This window comes from Marinomonas aquimarina, from assembly GCF_900089755.1.
GTDB lineage: Bacteria > Pseudomonadota > Gammaproteobacteria > Pseudomonadales > Marinomonadaceae > Marinomonas > Marinomonas aquimarina.
Genome location: NZ_FLOC01000001.1, coordinates 240,750 through 258,979, shown reverse-complemented (window position 1 = coordinate 258,979; position 18,230 = coordinate 240,750). Strand labels below are relative to the sequence as shown.

The window sequence follows — 18,230 nt, the reverse complement described above, 5'->3', positions numbered from 1 at the left end:
TAATAGCAGCAGCAAACATGAGGATATGGAATGAATGGTGTAAAACCTATAGCGGTAATATTTGGTGCTAGCCAGTCTGGTTTGTCAGCTAAACACAATCTATCCCATGAATACTGCTTTAGCGCGTTTATTGATAATGACCCGAATAAAGCAGGCATGCTGCTGGATGGCTTACCCGTACATAATGCATCTGCGTTACCAAAGCTTAAGTTTGATCAAGTACTGATTGCCAGTGAGTTCGCCGAGCAAATCTGCCATCAGCTTACTCATGAGTATCAGGTCCCATCTAGTCAGTTAATTTCCTTGGCGGCGCGCGATATTAAACCTTTCCATTTCGGCGACGATGAGGACAAAAAGGCGCAAGCCGAAAGGATGCTTGGCTTTCTTTCTGAGAAGCTACAGTCGGTAGGGATTACTTTCTATGTGGACGCTGGAACCTTACTGGGAATTTACCGAGATGACGCCCTGATCCCTTGGGATGATGATCTGGACTTTGCCGTAGACGCATCAGAATCTGAGCCGCTCGCTGATTGTTTAAACGGTTTGCTGCCAGAGCTTACGTCTATTACGGGTTATCCGTGGCGCTTAGTAAGCCATCGCGCAGAGCGTGCTTATGGGGCGGTTCCTCAAGGCAGTGTTAGAGGCTATAAACTGCAAGTGGCCGATGAGTCGACAAGCTTCCCAATGGTCGATTTCTTTCTTAAATACATCGATGGCGATGTGATGGACTATGTCTTAGCGTCACGTGGTATTCGCATGCCGAGTTGCTTTATGAAAGAACGTAAAGCGCATTCTTTTCATGGACAAATCATTATGATTCCGTCCGACACTGAGAGCTACCTAGCACAACATTATGGCGCCGATTGGAAAACTCCGAAGCAAGCTTGGAATTTAAGCATGCTCGATAACGCTGAGGTGTTTAGCTAACTATGAAAATCATCTTAACGTACGGCACATTTGATCTGTTTCATATCGGGCATCTGAATATGCTAAAGCGCTTACGTGCTTTAGGTGACAAGCTGATTGTCGGTGTTTCCACGGATGAATTTAATGCGCTAAAAGGTAAGCAGAGCATTTTTTCCTATGAAGAGCGCAAAGCGATTGTTGAATCGAATCGCTTTGTCGACTTGGTGATTCCTGAACGTGACTGGCAGCAAAAAGAGCAAGATATAGTGCGTTATGAGGTGGATATTTTTGCCATCGGAGAAGATTGGCAAGGTAAGTTTGATCATCTAAATCACTTGTGTGAGGTACGTTATCTTGAACGAACTGAGAATATTTCGACCACCAAGATCAAAGAGTCTTTGAAAGGGGTGGATAAAGAGAAGGTCGAAGAAATGAAAGCGATATTGGATGATTTGGTGCTTGTTGTAAAAGCGATGAGCTAAATGTTAGCTAGGTATTGTTATGGATATAAGAAGTAGAGGTTTGGCTGTGAGTGAAACAACACCCATTACGGTAGTGATGCCGGTCAAGAATATAGTGTGCTTTGTCTCAGAGTCGATTGAAAGTATCCTGGCGCAAACGTTTACTGATTTTCGCTTTATCATCGTGGATGATGCCTCCACCGATGGCACGTTTGAGGTGGTGCAGGAGTACGCTAAAAAAGACTCGCGTATAGATCTCTTTCGTTCCCCTGAGCCTGGTATCGTGAACTGTTTAAACTATGGCGTTGCTTTAAATGAGAGCCCATTTATTGCCCGTATGGATGGTGATGATATCGCGGACCCAACGCGTTTCCAGAAACAGTACGATTTCATGTGTGAACATCCAGATGTTCATGTGTGTGGCAGTTGGATTCGTCTTTTCGGTGATAAAGAAGAAGTGTGGCATTACCGTGAGTGGGATGAGCATATCAAAAACCTGATGGTGTTTAAGCGATCGGGCTTTGGTCATAATGCTGTGATGTTTAGAAAAGAGATTTTTGACGATTATCGTTATGAGCGTGAGTTTGAGTTTGTAGAAGACTATCGTCTTTGGTCTAAGCTTGCTGCTGACGGCCGCTATGGCTTTCATAACCTGCGTGAAGTGCTGGTCGATTACCGCATTCACGCAACGCAAGTTATTTCCACCAAACAAGACATTCAGAATGTATTGCGCAGAATTATTCTCAAGGATTTTTGGCAAGACTTGGGCATCATGCTAACGGACGAAGAGTTTGAGCTGCTATGGCGTATTCGTGAGTTTGATATTTCTTCAGAAGAGCTGCCTGTTGCTATTCATTTTCTAAACAAACTTAAAGCGCAAACGTCACTGCATTTTGAGGATAAATTTGGTGTCTATGATGAATATATGGATAAATTGCGATCGAGTGTTGTGAGTCATGCAAGTTAACTTGAGGATGGGAGGCATGCTTGGATAAGGTGCAAATTTGTCTGCCTGTCTATAACGGTGAGCAACACATTCGTGAAACTGTTGAAACGCTGTTATCTCAGACCTATGAAAATATAGAAATTCTGATCTTGGATGATGCCTCGAGCGATGGCACTCTCGAAATAGTACAAGAGCTGGCTGCTACTGATGGTCGTATTCGAATAGAGCGAAATACGCAGAATCAGGGGATTCTGTTTTCTCGCAATAAACTGTTTGACCTGTGTTCGGAGCGTTACATTGCGTTAGCTGATGCGGATGATTTATATCATGAACGCCGTATAGAAGATCAACTTCATTACCTGAAACAACACCAACTCGGTATGGTGAGCTGTGCCTACGAAGCGTTTGGCGAGCGCTCTTATAAAATTACACCGCCTGAATATCACAATGATATTCAGGCCAATATGTTGCTTTTCAATGTCATCCTAAACCCTGGTGTGCTGCTTGATCGCACGAAAGTCTCGGTGCAGCACTGTTATGTCGACCCTGAATACCGTGGTGCAGCAGACTACGACTGCTGGATAAAATTATTAAATAAAACTCGAGTGGGCTGTGTACCTAGCTCGTTGGTGAAATATCGTGTTCATGCAGCACAAGAGAGTACTGGGAACTTTGAACGACAAAAAGAGGCGCATCTCAGAGTATTGGCTCGCGAATATCGTGCACTGAGTTTGCCTTTCAATCGTGATGCTTTGCAAACACTCATTTGGCCTCGTCTTTACGCAGATACATTGAGCTTAGAAGATTTCAAAAAGCTAGGGAGCTTTCTTAAAGGGCTTTTTGCGGAGGTTGATAAGAGTCAGATTCCCGCAAAAAACACATTAAGTTTTGCGTTGGATATCCGATATAAAGGAGTGGCGCGTAGGCATGGCGTAAAGGGCGTCTTGCTCTATCTCAAGTATGCTGGTCTGAAAAGGCTCCTCTCTGGTCGTAAAATGGGCATGAGCTTTGTTTATGACTGTCTATTTAGGAAGTAAGGCCAAGCAAATTAAAGGCAGTAGGTTGGGTATGACTAAGAAAATAATAGTATTGGGTGGTGATGGGTTCTGTGGCTGGCCAACAGCGCTGCATTTATCCAATTGTGGGCATGACATTCTCATCGTTGATAACTTCTCCCGTCGTCATATAGATGAAGAATTGGGCGCCTCCTCTTTAACGCCGATAGCGAGCTTACAAGACCGAATTCATACTTGGGAGGCAGTGTCGGGTAAGCAGATCAGCTTTGCTGAGATAGATGTAGCGAATGACTATGATCAACTACTGATGACCTTTGAGGATTATCAACCTGATGTGATCGTACACTTCGCTGAGCAGCGCGCTGCGCCGTATTCGATGAAGTCTTCTAAGCATAAACGCTATACTGTTAGTAATAACTTGAATGCTACTCACAATGTCTGTTGTGCGATCGTAGAAAGCGGTCTTGATACCCACCTGGTGCACCTTGGTACTATGGGGGTATATGGTTATGGTACCGCTGGGATGAAGATTCCAGAAGGCTACTTAGACGTCAATGTCGAAACAGATGCCGGTACACAGCAGAAGCTGAAGATTCTTTATCCTGCGAATCCTGGCAGTGTTTACCACATGACCAAAACCCAGGATCAATTGTTTTTCTTCTACTACAACAAGAATGATGCCATTCGTATTACCGATTTACACCAAGGCATTGTCTGGGGCACTCAAACGAAAGAAACCAAGTTGGCGCCAGAGCTTATCAATCGCTTTGATTACGATGGTGATTACGGCACAGTTCTAAACCGTTTTTTGATGCAGGCCGCGATCGGTTATCCCTTAACAGTCCATGGTACAGGCGGTCAAACTCGCGCTTTTATCCATATACAGGACACCGTCCGTTGCATTGAAATTGCGATCAATAACCCTCCTGAAAAAGGTGAGCCTGTCAAAATCTACAATCAGATGACGGAAACTCACCGCGTACGGGATTTGGCGAAAATGATCGCTGAGATGACTGACTCTCAAATAGATTTTGTCAAGAATCCGCGTTTTGAGGCCGATGAAAACGATCTGCATGTTATGAACGATTGTTTCCTCAAGGACGGCCTAAGTCCAACGACCCTAAAGGCGGGTCTAATGGAGGAGGTGATGGAGATCGCGGGTAAGTTTTCTAAGCGCTGCGATACCTCTAAGATTCCTTGTGTCTCAAACTGGCACCAATCCAAATGAAGTGTATGCAAAGCCCTCCCGATGTGATGATCCTTTGTGGTGGGCTTGGTACTCGCTTGCGCTCCGTGGTGAGTGACAGACCTAAACCCATGGCGGACGTTCAAGGAAAGCCATTTCTCGAAATTTTGATTACCCATCTAATTCAGCAAGGTATTCAGCGTATCGTGTTGTGTGCAGGTTACATGGGTGAGTACATTCAAGCTTACTTCTCCAGCCAACCTTTTGCTGCAGAAATTGAAGTGGTGGTTGAGCCATTTCCTCTTGGTACTGCGGGAGCCATTAAATATGCCTTGCCCCTTATAGAAGGGGATTCTTTTATTGCCATTAATGGTGATTCGTTTTGCAGCTATCAGCTCAATGCGTTGCGCGAAACACATAGACTAAGTAATGCCGCGGCAACCATTTATGCCACCTACGTAAGCGATGCGACTCGGTTTGGTACGTTAGAGCTGGCCGGAGAGGAAAGCATCGTAAAAGCTTTTAAAGAAAAAGGGAGTTCAGCTGCTGGCTGGGTCAATGCCGGCGCATACATGTTGAACAAAGAGCTGTTTGATGGGGTGCCGTGTTTCGAGGTTTGTTCGTTGGAGCAAGATGTATTCCCTAACATTGCCGCTGGTCAGTTGATGGCTTATTTGGGACAAGAGCCCTTTATTGATATTGGTACGCCGGATGATTATCATCGATTTAAACAACATTAATTTATAAGTGGTTGATTCGTGAATAAAAAACGAGTGCTTGTTACTGGCATCACTGGAATGGTTGGCTCACACTTAGCCGATTACCTGCTAGAACATACGGATTGGGATATTTATGGCATGTGTCGCTGGCGCAGCCCGCTCGACAATGTGTCGCATTTGCTAGAACGCGTAAATCGTAAAGATCGACTTTTCTTCCTGGATGGGGACCTAACGGATTACATTTCGCTAGTGCATGTGGTCAATCAGGCAAAGCCCGATTATGTATTTCATTTGGCAGCACAAAGCTACCCAAGTACAAGTTTCACATCGCCAATTCAAACTATGGATGTCAATATTTTGGGAACGGAAAGGCTGCTTGAAGCGCTGCGCTTAAGTGACTACGACCCTGTCATTCATATTTGTTCCTCTTCGGAAGTGTTCGGTCGTGTGCCAAAAGAAAAGCTGCCGATTGATGAGGAATGCTCTTTCCACCCTGCGTCCCCTTATTCCATTTCAAAAATCGGCACGGATTTGATTGCTCGCTTTCATGCTGAGGCTTATGGCCAAAAATGTATGTCGACACGCATGTTTACCCACACTGGGCCAAGACGTGGCGATGTGTTTGCTGAGTCTAGTTTTGCCAAGCAGATTGCCATGATCGAGGCAGGCTTAATGGCTCCGGTCGTTAAAACAGGTAATTTGCAATCTCTCAGAACATGGTCTGATGTGCGCGATGCGGTACGTGCCTACTTTATGTTGGTGACGGAAGATCCCATCCCAGGTGAGTATTACAACATCGGGGGTAGCTTCTCATGCTCTGTTGAGGACATGCTGCATCACCTTATTTCCTTATCAACTTGCAAGGACATTCAGGTAGAGCAGGAAGCCGCGAGATTACGACCATTAGATGCGGATTTACAACTGCCAAATACGGCTAAGTTCCAAGCCCATACAGGTTGGCGTCCAGAAATACCGTTTGAGAAAACCATGGAAGACCTATTGAATTATTGGCGCGCTCGAATTGCTTCTGGCGCAGGCGTACTACAACGTTAAACGAAGAGACGATTATGACTAATTCCAACAACTACGAAGCGCTGTACCGCCAAGCTCTGTTAATTCGTCGAGTCGAAGAAGAAATTATTCGCCTGTATCCGAGTGATAAAGTGCAAAGCCCAGTGCATCTTTCCATTGGTCAGGAGGCGGTTGCCGTCGGCCTGTGCTCCCTATTAAAACCAGAAGATCGCATGTTTGCCACCTATCGCTCTCATGCTTTTTACTTAGCAAAAGGCGGCGATCTGAATGCCATGATGGCCGAGTTGTTTGGTAAGGTCGATGGTTGCTGTGGCGGTAAGGGGGGCTCAATGCACCTTGCTTATCCGCAAGTTGGCTTTATGGGAACGTCTGCGGTGGTGGCCAGCGGTATACCTAATGCGGTTGGCAACGCTTATGCGAATAAAATACTGGGCAAATCAGATCTGACGCTGAGTGTGTTTGGAGATGGTGCAACCGAAGAGGGGGTTTATCATGAGTCGTTAAACTTTGCCTCCTTACATCAGCTGCCGATCATCTTTATTTGTGAAAACAATCAGTTTGCCGTTCACACGCGCCTACAAGCACGTCAAAGCTATGCCATCCGCGAACATGTACAGAGTTATGGTATCGATACCTTTCATATAAAGGAAGGTTATGATTTTTGTGCGGTGCAAACACAGTTTGCCCAGATGCTGGAAAGCTACCGAGAAAATCCGCGACCACTCTTTATTGAAATTGACACCTGTCGTTACATGGAGCACGTGGGGCCGGGTGAAGACTTCTATGGCGGTTATCGCGACGAAAGTGAGCAAGCAGAGTGGCGTGCTAACGACCCATTGCTAACAGACCTACAAACCTATGAGGCGTTACTGCCAGCGGTCAATCAACTGATTGAAAACAGCGTTGCGTTTGCTGAAGCCAGCCCATTTCCAACCATCACTGACCTATACCAAGACGTATACTAAAGGAGTGCGAACATGACTGAAGTAGTAACCTATCGTGAAGCGCTCGCTGAAAGTATGCACAACGCGCTGGAGCGTAACGATAACAGCGTGATTTTTGGCCAAGGTGTCGATGATTTTAAAGGCACTTTTGGCACGACCTTAGGCTTAGCGGAAAAGTTTGGCGCCCAGCGTGTGCAAGATGTGCCGATTATTGAAGAAGGCATTACGGGGATTTGTATGGGCGCAGCGATGAATGGTCTGCGTCCTATCCATGTGCATATCCGTGCTGATTTTCTATTTCTCGCCCTAAACCAAGTTTTGAATATGGCGGCCAAGTACAAATACATGTTTGCTGGTCATCATGAGGTGCCGATTTTCATTCGTGCAGTGGTCGGCCGCAGTTGGGGGCAAGGGGCACAGCATTCACAAAGCCCGCAGTCGCTGCTCAGTCACTTTCCTGGACTTAAGGTGATCATGCCGTCTAGTTCACAGTCGATTTTAGAAAGTTATGACTATTTGCTAAACGACTACCACTCGCCCGTGGTTTCCCTAGAGCATCGTTTGATGTATGACCTGAACTTTGATGTTGATCGAGCTGGATTGCGCAAAGGCGAGCAAAGTCTAGCGAGCTATGTTGCCCGTCAAGGTTCGGATATTACCATTGTCGCTACTTCAATCATGGTGCTAGAAGCCTTACGCGCCGCGAAGCACTTAGAGGCCTTTGGTATTCAGTGTGAAGTTATTGATCTGCATTGTACCTCTGATATTACGGAAGAAGTGGTATTGGCCAGTGTTGAGAAAACCGGTCGATTATTGGTAGCAGACACCAGCTGGTTAAAATTCGGCACCTGTGCTGAAGTGGCGCGTCTGGTGTGTGAAAACATTCCACACCGTTTGAAAGCGCCGATGAAGTCTGTCGGTATGGTGCCAACTCCTTGCCCGACAGCCAAAGCCCTTGAAGATCTCTATTACCCGAATCTACAGACACTGGTTAGCGATATCCTAGAGGTGTTGGGAGAGTCTTCGTCTTCTATTCAGTTGCCCGATGAAAAATCGATGGCAGATGTGTATAAGAAATTTAGAGGGCCATTCTAATGCTTCCAAGTTATCAAGAGAGTCCTGCCCAATTGGCCTATCGCGCCAGTGAGGCCCGTTTGGCTATCTTTAAAGCCATTTGTGCTGCGGGTAAAGGGCATATTGGTGGTGCTTTTTCCTGCATTGATGTGATTACTTCGGTCTATTTTGGCGCGGGGCTGACATTTGATGAAGGCAAAACCAAATCTACAGCATTTGATCGTTTTATTTTGAGTAAGGGGCATGCCTCTCTAGCCTTGTATACGACATTGGCTGCGTTAGGCTGTATCGAAACAAGTGAGTTAGATACTGTGTGTCGTGGAGGGGCTCGACTAGGCGAACATCCTGATCATTTAACGCCTGGGGTGGATGCATTGAGTGGATCCCTCGGACATGGCCTCGCGATTGGTGTTGGTATGGCCTTGGCACAAAAAATGGACGGTTCGGATAAGAAGACCTTCGTTTTAATGGGTGACGGCGAAAGCCAAGAGGGCAGTGTATGGGAGGCGGCGACGAAAGCGCCTAATTTGGGGCTTGGTAACCTTGTGGCGATCATTGATGCCAATAATCAGATTACCCTCGATAAAACCGAAGATATGTATCAAGTAGACAATTTTGGGGCGGCTTATCAAGCGTTAGGTTGGGAAGTGCTCTATGTGGATGGTCACAATCATGAGGCGCTAAAACGAACCCTAATGGGTCTAAGCGTTTCCTCTAAACCTAAATTGATTGTTGCTCGAACGATTAAAGGCAAAGGGGTCAGCTTTATGGAAGGGCAGCTTAAGTGGCATCACGGCATGCCGAATGAACATGAGCGCCAGATTGCCCAACAAGAATTAGTCAGCCAGGTGAAGGCTCTGAAAGAGGCGGCATCATGTTAGATATTCGAGATGCGACGTTTGAGGCAGTGCATGAGTACTGTAAACACAATAAGGATGCGGTATTTATTACTTCTGATATGGGGGCTTGGTCACTAAATAAATTTCGTGAAGAGCTGCCAGATCAATTTATTAATATTGGTATTTGTGAACAGACCATGATTGGTGTGGCTTCTGGCCTCGCGTTAAATGGCAAGACAGTTATTATCTACGCCATTGCGCCTTTCCTCGCACTGCGTTGCCTTGAACACATTAAATTAGATGTGTGTTTAATGAATCTGCCCATCTTTATTATTGGCGGTGGCGCAGGGATTGCCTATGCCAGTGATGGTCCGACACACCATGCAGTGGATGACATTGCTGCGCTTAATACTTTGCCCAATCTGACGATTTATAACCCTTGTACGGGAGAAGAGGCTGAGCAGTGTACCCGAGCTGCATTAGCACTTGGTACGCCAGTCTACTTACGTTTGGATAAAGGGGGCTTTCCAAAACTCGGAGGGAAGCTGTCAGATCAAGGATTGAATTTAGTTCAGGACGTAGGGAAAGTATTAGTGTTGACGAGTGGCACCATCACTCATGATGTACAAGAGGCCCTTGCAGTATTAGACCCAGACAAGCGCATCTTTTCACTGATTCATGTCGCACGCGTTAAACCACTGGCTTTTGCTTCTCTGTTACCTTATCTGGAAACAGCAAGTCACCTTATTATCGTTGATGAATCACTGCCAAGCAGTGGTCTTGGTGCCATTATTCCAATGTATTTAATTGATCAGCAGATAACGATTAAGTGTTTGCGCATCGCTATGAATGAGACAAGCTCGCTGTATGAATACGGTGATCGAGAATGGATGAAAGAACATTTCTCAATTTCGAAAAACAAAATCCAGGCACGAATTTCTCAGTTTATTGAAGGGGCATCACTATGAGTGACTTTCCAGAAAAAGTTACCCTAGCAGATATCGAATATTGTTTTGGAGTGGATAAGAGCGAGCTGAGCGACGCATTTATGGCGCGCTACGAACAATTAAACTTGCATTACCGTAGACCAGGCAAAGAAGAGCGTGACGGCATTATTCTCGAAGTGCTTAGAAAAATTGAGTCAGATAAGCAAAAGATTGCTGCTAAAGAGCGTAAAGATGTCTGGCATAACGGCTGGCAGGAAAATCTCGATGCGTTTCGTGCCAGCGGTGGGGATTTTGAAAGTCTGACACCGAAGTTTATTCGTCATGGGCAGCCGATCCGCTTTCGCGGGGACTACATCATTCCTGAGAACAACCGGTTTGAATATGACTTCCTGCGACTGTTTCAATACTGGTTATTTGAGAAATACTTAAAGGACTGTAGCGAAGTCTATGAATTTGGCTGTGGTACGGGGTTGAACCTCGAACTGATTTCAAAAATTTTCCCAGACAAGACCTTACATGGATTGGACTTCGTGCAATCATCGGTGGATTTAATCGATGAAATTCATCGTTACCACGATATCAAAGTATCGGGGCATCTGTTTGATATGACTCAGCCAGATCAAAGTCTCATCATTCGAGAGGGGGCTGGTGTTTTCACGTTTGGTTCATTAGAACAGTTGGCTGGTAATATTCAGCCAATTTTGGCGTATTTCTTAGCTTCCAAGGCGAAGATTTTTTTACATGTTGAACCAACCATCGAAAAGTACGACGAGAACCGCTTGTTTGATTTCCTAGCGATGAAGTTCCACAGCAAGCGCGGTTATTCTCAGGGGTTGGTAGCGACCTTGGAGCATTTACATGAGCAAGGCACCATCACTTTGGAGCAAATCCATCGATTGAATTTTGGTTCGCTGTTTATGGAAGGTTATACGCTCTATGTTTGGCATCTAAATTAATTGCTAGGACTGTGGTTATGGATTATATCGATTTCAAAGGCGTTAAACTTTCCAAAATTGGTTTAGGAACCATGGGAATGGGGGGACGCTTTGAGCGAGATGTGAGTAATGATAAACAGCATTTGTCAGCGATTGAAAAGCACTTACAACTAGGTGTGAATTTTATCGATACTGCGGAAGTGTATGCCAATGGCGGTTCGGAAGAGCTGGTCGGGCAAGCTATCTCTGGTGCACGCAGTGAATACTTTATTGCTACCAAAGTATCCCCTGAGCATTTGGCTTATGAGGATGTCATAGCGTCTTGTAAAGCGTCACTAGCGCGTTTAAAAACGGATTATATCGATCTTTATCAGGTGCATTGGCCTAACCCTGATATTCCTCTGGCGGAAACCATGCGTGCCATGAAGGAGCTCAAAGCTCAGGGGCTTATTCGCCATATTGGATTGAGCAATTTTGATCTTGAGGGTGTGCATCAGTGCCAAGCACTCTTGGGTGACGAAAAAGTGGCATTTATTCAGGCGGAATACAATCTTTTTGACCGTAGTGCAGAAGAGGATTTAATTCCCTATTGTGTCGAGAATGGATGCATCTTCATTGCATACAGCCCGCTGGATCAAGGCAGTGTGGTGAAGTCTGCTGAACTAAGATCAGAGTTACGAAATTATAGTGACAGATATGGCCAAACTGATGCCCAAATAGCCCTTAACTTTTTAGTACGATCAGGCCATGTTATCGTTATTCCCAAAGCGTTATCTGATCAGAATATCCATACTAACTGCAGCGCCTTGAATTTTGAGCTGTCCCCAGAGGATGTACAGCGCCTTGAAAGCACGCTGGTTAATCCAGTTGTCTATATAGATTATGGTAAGGTGAAGCCAACCAAAGATATGGTGAACGATCTTGCTATTAAAACTATCGAAGATGCAGAACAGAACCTTCTGCATCATTCCCCATCTCCAATTCAGCTAGCTGAAGAGCTTAAGACAAAAGGTAAGTTTAAAGCGATTCGTGTATCCAAGCATGAAAGTGGTGATTATCAGTACCTTTTGGAAGAGGGTAAACTGCGATTTTGGGCGACAGTCATTGCCAATAAAGAAAGCGGTATCGTCCCCGTCTTGATCAGATCTTAATTGAGGATTGAAAATGTCATTAGATCAAACCGCTATAAAAACGTATGAAAACAATGAAGAAAAAGAGGCGCGCTCTAAGCATGTAGAACTGCTAAAAGGTGCTCCGATTCCTGATGAACAACTGTTGTCCAATCTAGGTCTATTTCTCAATTCAAAAAACCTTTCACGACTGCTATTTCTCGACCATTTATATAAGCAGTCGATTGATGTACCGGGCGTGGTGATGGAGTTTGGTACACGCTGGGGACAGAATTTATCGATTTTTTCTGCGCTACGTGGCATTTATGAGCCGTTCAATCGACATAAAAAAATCATTGGTTTTGATACATTTGAGGGCTTTCCATCTGTTTCTGAAAAAGATGGCAACTCTGAAATGATTTTTACGGGTAATCTTGCTGTGGGTGAGAACTATGAAGATTACCTATCTGTGTTACTGGATATTCAAGAGCAAGATAATCCACTGGCTCACATTAAAAAATATGAACTTTGTAAAGGCGATGCCGTACAAACGCTACCCGCTTATCTAGAGCGTAACCCTGAAACGATTGTCGGCCTTGCGTACTTTGATCTTGATTTATATGAACCGACCAAAGCATGTTTAGAGTTGATTAAGCCACGTTTAGTGAAAGGCAGTGTGTTAGGGTTTGATGAGTTGAATGACCCCGACTCACCTGGGGAGACGATTGCCCTACTAGAAACATTTGGCTTGAACAATATCTCTTTGAAGCGATACCGCTATGCGTCTCGTGTGTCTTACTTTGTGGTGGAATAATTGATGCTCTTCTCTGAATTTAATCAAAAAAATGTCCTAGTCACTGGTGGCACCGGTTTGATCGGACGCCAAGTCGTGAGCTTGTTGTGCGATGCTGGTGCTAAGGTCACCATCGCTTCTCTTGATCGGGTAATTGTCGATGAGCGCGCGGAACATGTTTACTGTGATTTGACTGATTTCCAGCAGTGTCTGCAGCAAACACAAGAGCGTGATTACGTCCTGCACTTAGCCGGTATCAAAGGCTCCATCGACGTGACTAAGAAGTACCCTTCTAACTTCTTGGTGCCGTTTTTGATGTTCAATACCAATGTGCTTGAAGCATCCCGCCGTAACGGGGTTCAAAATCTTGTTTACACCAGCTCTATTGGGGCTTACTCCAGTGCTGAAGTCTTCAAAGAGTCAGAAGGTAATCAGGGTGAGCCAATGGACATGTACCCAGGTCACGCTAAGCGTATGGCCGAGTTGCAAATTCAAGCCTACAAAGAACAATATGGCCTAATGAATTACTCAGTGGTACGTCCATGTAATGTGTATGGTCCTGGGGATAACTTTGACCCTGAAAATGCCATGGTGATCCCTACGTTGATGCATCGTATTGCCAATGGCGAAGACCCTGTCGTAGTGTGGGGCGACGGCTCGGCTGTGCGAGATTTTGCTTACAGCCGTGATGTGGCGGTTGGCATTTTGCAAACGGCTCTGAAAGGCACGGGAGAGCACCCGTTTATTAACTTAGGCAGCGGTATTGGTTACACCATTAAAGAGTTGGTGGAAACGCTGGCCTCCTTTATTGACTTCAATTACCAGTTTGATACCTCTAAACCAAGTGGTTTTCCAAAACGTGTAATGGATGTGTCGTTGGCGAAAGAGTTGGTCGGCTATGAACACACTACAACCCTTAAAGAAGGCCTGCAGGAAACTTGGGAATGGTTCCAACAGAATCGTGATGAGTACAAGAACAAGAAGAACTATTTTGTCGATGGGGTCAACTAATGCAAGTTAAAGAAACCAGTTTACCGGGTGTAAAGTTGATCGAAGTGGATCGATTTGAAGACTTTCGCGGTACTTACATCGAGTCTTTCAATAAGGAAGACTATGTAAAGCAAGGCATCGATATCGACTTTGTACAAGATGATTTCTCCATGTCACGTAAACACGTTCTGCGTGGTATCCATGGAGATCAAGAAACTTGGAAACTGGTTAGCTGTATTTTTGGCTCGTTTCGTTTAGTGGTGGTCAATTGCGACCCGGACAGTGAATGGTTTGGCAAGTGGGAAGCGTTTGACTTATCAGAGACCAATTACCGCCAAGTGCTGATTCCTCCAAAGTATGGCAATGCGCACCTTGTATTGTCTGATCAAGCCATCTTCCATTACAAGCAAAGCACCTACTACAACCCACATGGTCAGTTCACTTATCGATTTGATGACCCTCGTTTCAATATCTGGTGGCCAGTCAAAAATCCAATTCTTTCGCAACGTGATGATTTAGGGAAACGAGTATGATGAATTTGCAAAATAGTAAGGTGTTAGTGGCTGGTGGGGCAGGCTTTTTAGGTACAAACTTGATCAAACGTTTACTTGCGGATGGTGCCCAAGTACGTGCAACCTTGCATGAAACGCCAGCTCAGATTGAGGCGGAACAAGTGGATTGGGTACAAGCAGACCTGACTCAGAAAGCCGATTGTTTAAAAGCTTGTGAGGGGATGGATGCCTTAGTCATCACTGCAGCTTATACGGCAGGTGCCATGGTGATTGAGAAGACACCATTGGCATTACTGACGCCTAACTTGATCCTAAACACTGTGCTTATGGAAGCCGCGTACGAATCTGGTATTAAGAAAGTGGTCTTTATCAGTAGTAATACGGTGTACCCAGTCTCGGATCAAGCCATGACAGAAGACGATCATACTGGCGAATATTTCCATAAATATCACATCGTTGCTTCAATGAAACACTTTTCTGAGCAGATTTGTGAAATGTACGCCAAACATGTGAAGAATCCTATGGATGTGACTGTGGTTCGACCAGGTAACATGTATGGTCCATATGATGACTTTGAATGGGAAAGTTCTCACGTCCTACCTGCCTTCATTCGCCGTGTGATCGAACGCCATGATCCGATTGCTGTCTGGGGTAATGGTGAAGACATCAAAGACTTCATCTATGTTGAAGATGTCGCACGTGGCGTGGCAACAGTTCTTGAGCAGTGTACTGGTTACAATGTGTATAACATCGCCGGTGGACAGGGCTACTGCCTAAAAGACATCCTTAAGACGTTGGTTGACATCGATGGCTACGAAAATGCCAAATTGGAGTTTGATGCAACGAAGCCGACCATGATCCCAATTCGTTTAATTGATGTGACGAAAGCACAGCAGGAATTAGGCTTCACTGCAGACACCAGTATGGCAGAAGGTTTGCAGAAAACTCTTGAGTGGTACAGGAGTGCCCATGATCATCACTAGGACACCGTTTCGGGTGTCTTTTTTCGGGGGAGGAACAGACTTCCCCGTATTCTTCAATGACCATGGTGGGCAAGTACTTAGTACCTCTATAGATAAGTACTGCTATATTATGGCTCGTGAATTGCCGCCTTTTTTCGATTATAAATATCGTATCCGGTACACCAAGCGAGAAGAAACAAACTCAATTGATGAGGTTTCTCATCCCTCTGTTCGTGCTTGCTTGCGATATGTCGATTTACCTTATGGGGTAGAGATTGTCCACAGCAGTGATATTCCAGCGATGTCTGGAATAGGATCGAGTTCTGCTTTTACTGTAGGGTTGCTCAATGCGCTGTATTTGTTGAAAGGCATTGAGCTGTCTAAACAAGAGCTGTGTCAGAAAGCACTATATATTGAACAAATAATACTGGCGGAAAATGTTGGTTCGCAGGATCAGACAGCCTCATCATATGGTGGACTGAATCATATTTCTTTTAGTGCTGGTATGAACCCAGACGTCAGCCCAATTGACCTATCTTCACATCGCCGGGACGAGTTACAAAGCTCTTTGATGCTGTTTTTTACCGGATTTTCGCGAATCTCATCTGATATTGCTTCCGCGCAGATAAAAGAGACACCAAATAAAATACCAGAATTGTTAGAAATGAAAAAATTGGTGGATCAAGGGATAGAGCTGCTCAATTCTGAAGTGCCTATAGATTATTTTGGGGAACTGTTGCATACCTCATGGTGTTATAAACGCACCTTAACAGATCGTGTGACGAATCAGGACATTGATGATCTGTATGAGCAGGCAAGGGCGGCAGGGGCAATTGGTGGCAAACTGTGTGGCGCAGGGGCAGGCGGCTTTTTATTGCTTTTCGTACCAATTGAAAAACAAGTTCAGGTAAAGCAAGCACTCTCCCATTTGCTTCATGTCCCTTTCCAATTTGAGGAACACGGCTCCCATGTCATCTTTAGGTAAACAAAAGCTAATTTCCATTTGCTTGTTCGGTAGAAATGATAACTACATGCCGGACTTTTTGTATCGCATGGAAACGACCATTAATTTTGTCGCACAGAGTGTGAAACGCTTAGGGCGCCTAGATGATATAGAAGTTATTGTACTGGATTGGGGGAGTACCACCCCCTTATCGCAAGCCTTGTCGTTGTCGCAAGAGGCGACCTCAATCTGCCGCTTTATACTGGTGCGGGCTGAAGAACATGGCAAAATCCCTGTCTGTTCTGCGCTAAATATAGCGATTCAGCGAAGCCGCGGTGACTACATCGCCATGTGTGGCGCGGATGCATTAATTCCGACGACATCATTCCAAGCTATTTTTAATGTCATTGCTGGCAATAGCTCTATTAAATCACCGGAGAAGAAATACTTTAATTGCGGTCGGCATGTACTCCCGCATGAGGTAGTTGAGTCTCAGCCTGATATTGATGCTTGGCAGCGTTTTTTACGCCTCAACTCATGGAAACTACCAAAGCAAAGTGCCTACGGTGGCTTTTTGTATGGCAATGCCGGCTTTTTATTAATGCATCGAGATGTGTTGTTTGAAGCCAAAGGTTTGTCAGAGTCCCTGAACTACGGCTGGGGCTGGAATGATATCGATTTGACGCTCCGTCTACTGCATAAGTATCAATGGTACGATCTAGGGCATGAAGGCTTCATACTCTATGACATGGAGCACAGTCCTACTGAAGGAACGCGTGTGAAGGAGGTTAAAGAGAAACCACCTCACTTTATTGCGGCGAGTGTGACTGAGAATGGTCAATGGGGGCTGGTAGATTATGAGATAGTAGAGCAATGTAGCGCCTATCGAGCTAACTCTGGTTCTCAAGTAGAAGCTGTCTCTAGCAAGCGTTGCTCTGTTGAACCAGAGGATATGTCTCGTGTGGCAGATTTTTTAGTGACTTATCAAAAACATGTGGCCTGGTGCTCAGCTTCACTACAGGAGCAACGAGCGATGGTGTATTTGTCTGCTTACGCTAGAGTGTCTTGTCAAATTCCGAAATTGTTGGATTTCAATAGTATTCATGGTTTAAGTGTATTTTTCTTTGCCTCCTTGTTTCCATGGGGGGAAATCTACAGTGCTACTAATTGGAAGCGTATAGATGATAAGTCCGGTCCTCATGAGTTTTCCAAAATATTAGGCTCAAATTATATCGGTCACCAAGGTTACCTTAGCGTACTTAGTGGCGTTACTCAGAAAAGTTTGGATGATTACTGGTATTCATTAAAAGATGATGTTACGACATTTGATCTCATTGTTATTCGTGATCAGCCTACAGATTCTTTGGATGTGACAGCCCTCATTGAGCGTTTATCTAAGTCAGCTATGATGATCGTTTTTCCACAAAATGACCATGATAGAGTTGCTGTTAATTCCGCCATAACGAGTGCTAGCTCATCTGAATTATCAGTTCATCAGGATGAGTCTGGATTTATGGTTGTCACTAAGGGAATAGCATTTTCTAATACCTCCGATATGGACTTTAGCTCAAGTGCACCTCTGCAAGTAGAGCCGTCCGAATTAGATCAATATTTAGCCGTTGTTGAATTTTGTGAACGTGTAAAAAAGCTGAAGTCGGAAAAGCGCATATTATGGGGGCTAGGTTCGGTGGGAAGAATCGTATTTGATCTGATTCCTACACCGGTTGCGATCGTGGATAACGGTTTGTATGCCAAAGGTGAGACCAGCTATAAAGGTGTCCCTCTGATTTCAACAAGCCAAATTGGAGAGTATGAGATTGACTCTATTCTAATCTCAGCAGTGAATCATTATGAGGCCATTTATCAAGAGGCCAAGCATTACTCATCCAAAATAGAGCGAGTGTTTTTTTAGGAGA

General features: G+C 44.9%; 19 protein-coding genes. All 19 read left to right on the top strand.

Features of this window, described 5'->3' with window-relative positions; genetic code table 11:
- Positions 1-30 precede the first annotated feature (30 nt).
- From MAQ5080_RS01345 to MAQ5080_RS01255, 19 genes are read left to right on the top strand one after another with little or no spacing between them, the layout of a single operon-like run.
- Positions 31-927 (top strand): nucleoside-diphosphate sugar epimerase/dehydratase, encoded by an 897-nt coding sequence (locus MAQ5080_RS01345; protein WP_067204406.1) that lies wholly within the window; start codon positions 31-33, stop codon positions 925-927.
- A 2-nt stretch (positions 928-929) separates the two neighbouring features.
- The gene (gene tagD / locus MAQ5080_RS01340; RefSeq protein ID WP_067204403.1) at positions 930-1,388 is read left to right on the top strand and encodes a glycerol-3-phosphate cytidylyltransferase; all 459 of its coding nucleotides are present in this window, start codon (positions 930-932) and stop codon (positions 1,386-1,388) included.
- Between the two features lie 46 nt (positions 1,389-1,434).
- Positions 1,435-2,334 (top strand): glycosyltransferase family 2 protein, encoded by a 900-nt coding sequence (locus MAQ5080_RS01335; RefSeq protein ID WP_197464537.1) that lies wholly within the window; start codon positions 1,435-1,437, stop codon positions 2,332-2,334.
- A 29-nt stretch (positions 2,335-2,363) separates the two neighbouring features.
- Positions 2,364-3,350 carry a glycosyltransferase family 2 protein gene (locus tag MAQ5080_RS01330; protein ID WP_231870754.1) on the top strand — a complete coding sequence of 329 codons (987 nt, stop codon included), beginning with the start codon at positions 2,364-2,366 and terminating at the stop codon, positions 3,348-3,350.
- 31 nt (positions 3,351-3,381) lie between these two features.
- On the top strand, positions 3,382-4,557 hold the full coding sequence (locus MAQ5080_RS01325) for an NAD-dependent epimerase/dehydratase family protein (RefSeq protein ID WP_067204873.1): 1,176 nt from the start codon (positions 3,382-3,384) through the stop codon (positions 4,555-4,557).
- 5 nt (positions 4,558-4,562) lie between these two features.
- On the top strand, positions 4,563-5,255 hold the full coding sequence (locus MAQ5080_RS01320) for a nucleotidyltransferase family protein (protein WP_067204391.1): 693 nt from the start codon (positions 4,563-4,565) through the stop codon (positions 5,253-5,255).
- A gap of 18 nt (positions 5,256-5,273) precedes the next feature.
- Entirely contained in the window at positions 5,274-6,287 is a 1,014-nt protein-coding gene (locus tag MAQ5080_RS01315) for a GDP-mannose 4,6-dehydratase (protein WP_067204388.1), read from the top strand.
- Positions 6,288-6,301: 14 nt separating this feature from the next.
- Positions 6,302-7,231 carry a thiamine pyrophosphate-dependent dehydrogenase E1 component subunit alpha gene (locus MAQ5080_RS01310; protein ID WP_067204385.1) on the top strand — a complete coding sequence of 310 codons (930 nt, stop codon included), beginning with the start codon at positions 6,302-6,304 and terminating at the stop codon, positions 7,229-7,231.
- Between the two features lie 12 nt (positions 7,232-7,243).
- Positions 7,244-8,305 (top strand): alpha-ketoacid dehydrogenase subunit beta, encoded by a 1,062-nt coding sequence (locus tag MAQ5080_RS01305; RefSeq protein WP_067204382.1) that lies wholly within the window; start codon positions 7,244-7,246, stop codon positions 8,303-8,305.
- Complete coding sequence (locus MAQ5080_RS01300) at positions 8,305-9,165, top strand: transketolase (RefSeq protein ID WP_067204379.1); 861 nt, start codon at positions 8,305-8,307, stop codon at positions 9,163-9,165. Before MAQ5080_RS01305 ends, MAQ5080_RS01300 begins: the two co-directional genes overlap by 1 nt.
- Positions 9,159-10,091 (top strand): transketolase family protein, encoded by a 933-nt coding sequence (locus tag MAQ5080_RS01295; protein ID WP_067204375.1) that lies wholly within the window; start codon positions 9,159-9,161, stop codon positions 10,089-10,091. The genes MAQ5080_RS01300 and MAQ5080_RS01295 overlap by 7 nt, the downstream gene beginning before the upstream one ends.
- Positions 10,088-11,026, top strand: coding sequence for a class I SAM-dependent methyltransferase (locus tag MAQ5080_RS01290; RefSeq protein WP_067204372.1), 939 nt, complete (start codon positions 10,088-10,090; stop codon positions 11,024-11,026). The genes MAQ5080_RS01295 and MAQ5080_RS01290 overlap by 4 nt, the downstream gene beginning before the upstream one ends.
- Before the next feature lie 17 nt (positions 11,027-11,043).
- Positions 11,044-12,156 carry an aldo/keto reductase gene (locus MAQ5080_RS01285; RefSeq protein WP_067204368.1) on the top strand — a complete coding sequence of 371 codons (1,113 nt, stop codon included), beginning with the start codon at positions 11,044-11,046 and terminating at the stop codon, positions 12,154-12,156.
- 13 nt (positions 12,157-12,169) lie between these two features.
- Positions 12,170-12,928: a class I SAM-dependent methyltransferase gene (locus MAQ5080_RS01280; protein ID WP_067204365.1), complete on the top strand. Its 759-nt coding sequence runs from the start codon at positions 12,170-12,172 to the stop codon at positions 12,926-12,928.
- A gap of 3 nt (positions 12,929-12,931) precedes the next feature.
- Positions 12,932-13,918: an NAD-dependent epimerase/dehydratase family protein gene (locus MAQ5080_RS01275; protein ID WP_067204362.1), complete on the top strand. Its 987-nt coding sequence runs from the start codon at positions 12,932-12,934 to the stop codon at positions 13,916-13,918.
- A complete protein-coding gene (locus tag MAQ5080_RS01270) occupies positions 13,918-14,430 on the top strand; it encodes a dTDP-4-dehydrorhamnose 3,5-epimerase family protein (RefSeq protein WP_067204359.1) in 513 nt (170 codons plus the stop codon). Before MAQ5080_RS01275 ends, MAQ5080_RS01270 begins: the two co-directional genes overlap by 1 nt.
- Positions 14,427-15,392: an NAD-dependent epimerase/dehydratase family protein gene (locus MAQ5080_RS01265; RefSeq protein ID WP_067204355.1), complete on the top strand. Its 966-nt coding sequence runs from the start codon at positions 14,427-14,429 to the stop codon at positions 15,390-15,392. Before MAQ5080_RS01270 ends, MAQ5080_RS01265 begins: the two co-directional genes overlap by 4 nt.
- Entirely contained in the window at positions 15,379-16,356 is a 978-nt protein-coding gene (locus MAQ5080_RS01260; RefSeq protein ID WP_067204352.1) for a GHMP family kinase ATP-binding protein, read from the top strand. Before MAQ5080_RS01265 ends, MAQ5080_RS01260 begins: the two co-directional genes overlap by 14 nt.
- On the top strand, positions 16,340-18,226 hold the full coding sequence (locus MAQ5080_RS01255; RefSeq protein ID WP_067204349.1) for a glycosyltransferase: 1,887 nt from the start codon (positions 16,340-16,342) through the stop codon (positions 18,224-18,226). The genes MAQ5080_RS01260 and MAQ5080_RS01255 overlap by 17 nt, the downstream gene beginning before the upstream one ends.
- Positions 18,227-18,230 lie beyond the last annotated feature (4 nt).

Bases quoted from the DNA above. Each gene is read 5' to 3' on its own strand.
- tagD (WP_067204403.1), top strand. From the start codon at position 930: ATGAAAATCATCTTAACGTACGGCACATTTGATCTGTTTCATATCGGG.
- MAQ5080_RS01305 (WP_067204382.1), top strand. From the start codon at position 7,244: ATGACTGAAGTAGTAACCTATCGTGAAGCGCTCGCTGAAAGTATGCAC.
- MAQ5080_RS01275 (WP_067204362.1), top strand. From the start codon at position 12,932: ATGCTCTTCTCTGAATTTAATCAAAAAAATGTCCTAGTCACTGGTGGC.
- MAQ5080_RS01265 (WP_067204355.1), top strand. From the start codon at position 14,427: ATGATGAATTTGCAAAATAGTAAGGTGTTAGTGGCTGGTGGGGCAGGC.
- MAQ5080_RS01290 (WP_067204372.1), top strand. From the start codon at position 10,088: ATGAGTGACTTTCCAGAAAAAGTTACCCTAGCAGATATCGAATATTGT.
- MAQ5080_RS01255 (WP_067204349.1), top strand. From the start codon at position 16,340: ATGTCATCTTTAGGTAAACAAAAGCTAATTTCCATTTGCTTGTTCGGT.
- MAQ5080_RS01295 (WP_067204375.1), top strand. From the start codon at position 9,159: ATGTTAGATATTCGAGATGCGACGTTTGAGGCAGTGCATGAGTACTGT.
- MAQ5080_RS01310 (WP_067204385.1), top strand. From the start codon at position 6,302: ATGACTAATTCCAACAACTACGAAGCGCTGTACCGCCAAGCTCTGTTA.
- MAQ5080_RS01280 (WP_067204365.1), top strand. From the start codon at position 12,170: ATGTCATTAGATCAAACCGCTATAAAAACGTATGAAAACAATGAAGAA.
- MAQ5080_RS01285 (WP_067204368.1), top strand. From the start codon at position 11,044: ATGGATTATATCGATTTCAAAGGCGTTAAACTTTCCAAAATTGGTTTA.
- MAQ5080_RS01345 (WP_067204406.1), top strand. From the start codon at position 31: ATGAATGGTGTAAAACCTATAGCGGTAATATTTGGTGCTAGCCAGTCT.
- MAQ5080_RS01325 (WP_067204873.1), top strand. From the start codon at position 3,382: ATGACTAAGAAAATAATAGTATTGGGTGGTGATGGGTTCTGTGGCTGG.
- MAQ5080_RS01320 (WP_067204391.1), top strand. From the start codon at position 4,563: ATGCAAAGCCCTCCCGATGTGATGATCCTTTGTGGTGGGCTTGGTACT.
- MAQ5080_RS01260 (WP_067204352.1), top strand. From the start codon at position 15,379: ATGATCATCACTAGGACACCGTTTCGGGTGTCTTTTTTCGGGGGAGGA.
- MAQ5080_RS01300 (WP_067204379.1), top strand. From the start codon at position 8,305: ATGCTTCCAAGTTATCAAGAGAGTCCTGCCCAATTGGCCTATCGCGCC.
- MAQ5080_RS01270 (WP_067204359.1), top strand. From the start codon at position 13,918: ATGCAAGTTAAAGAAACCAGTTTACCGGGTGTAAAGTTGATCGAAGTG.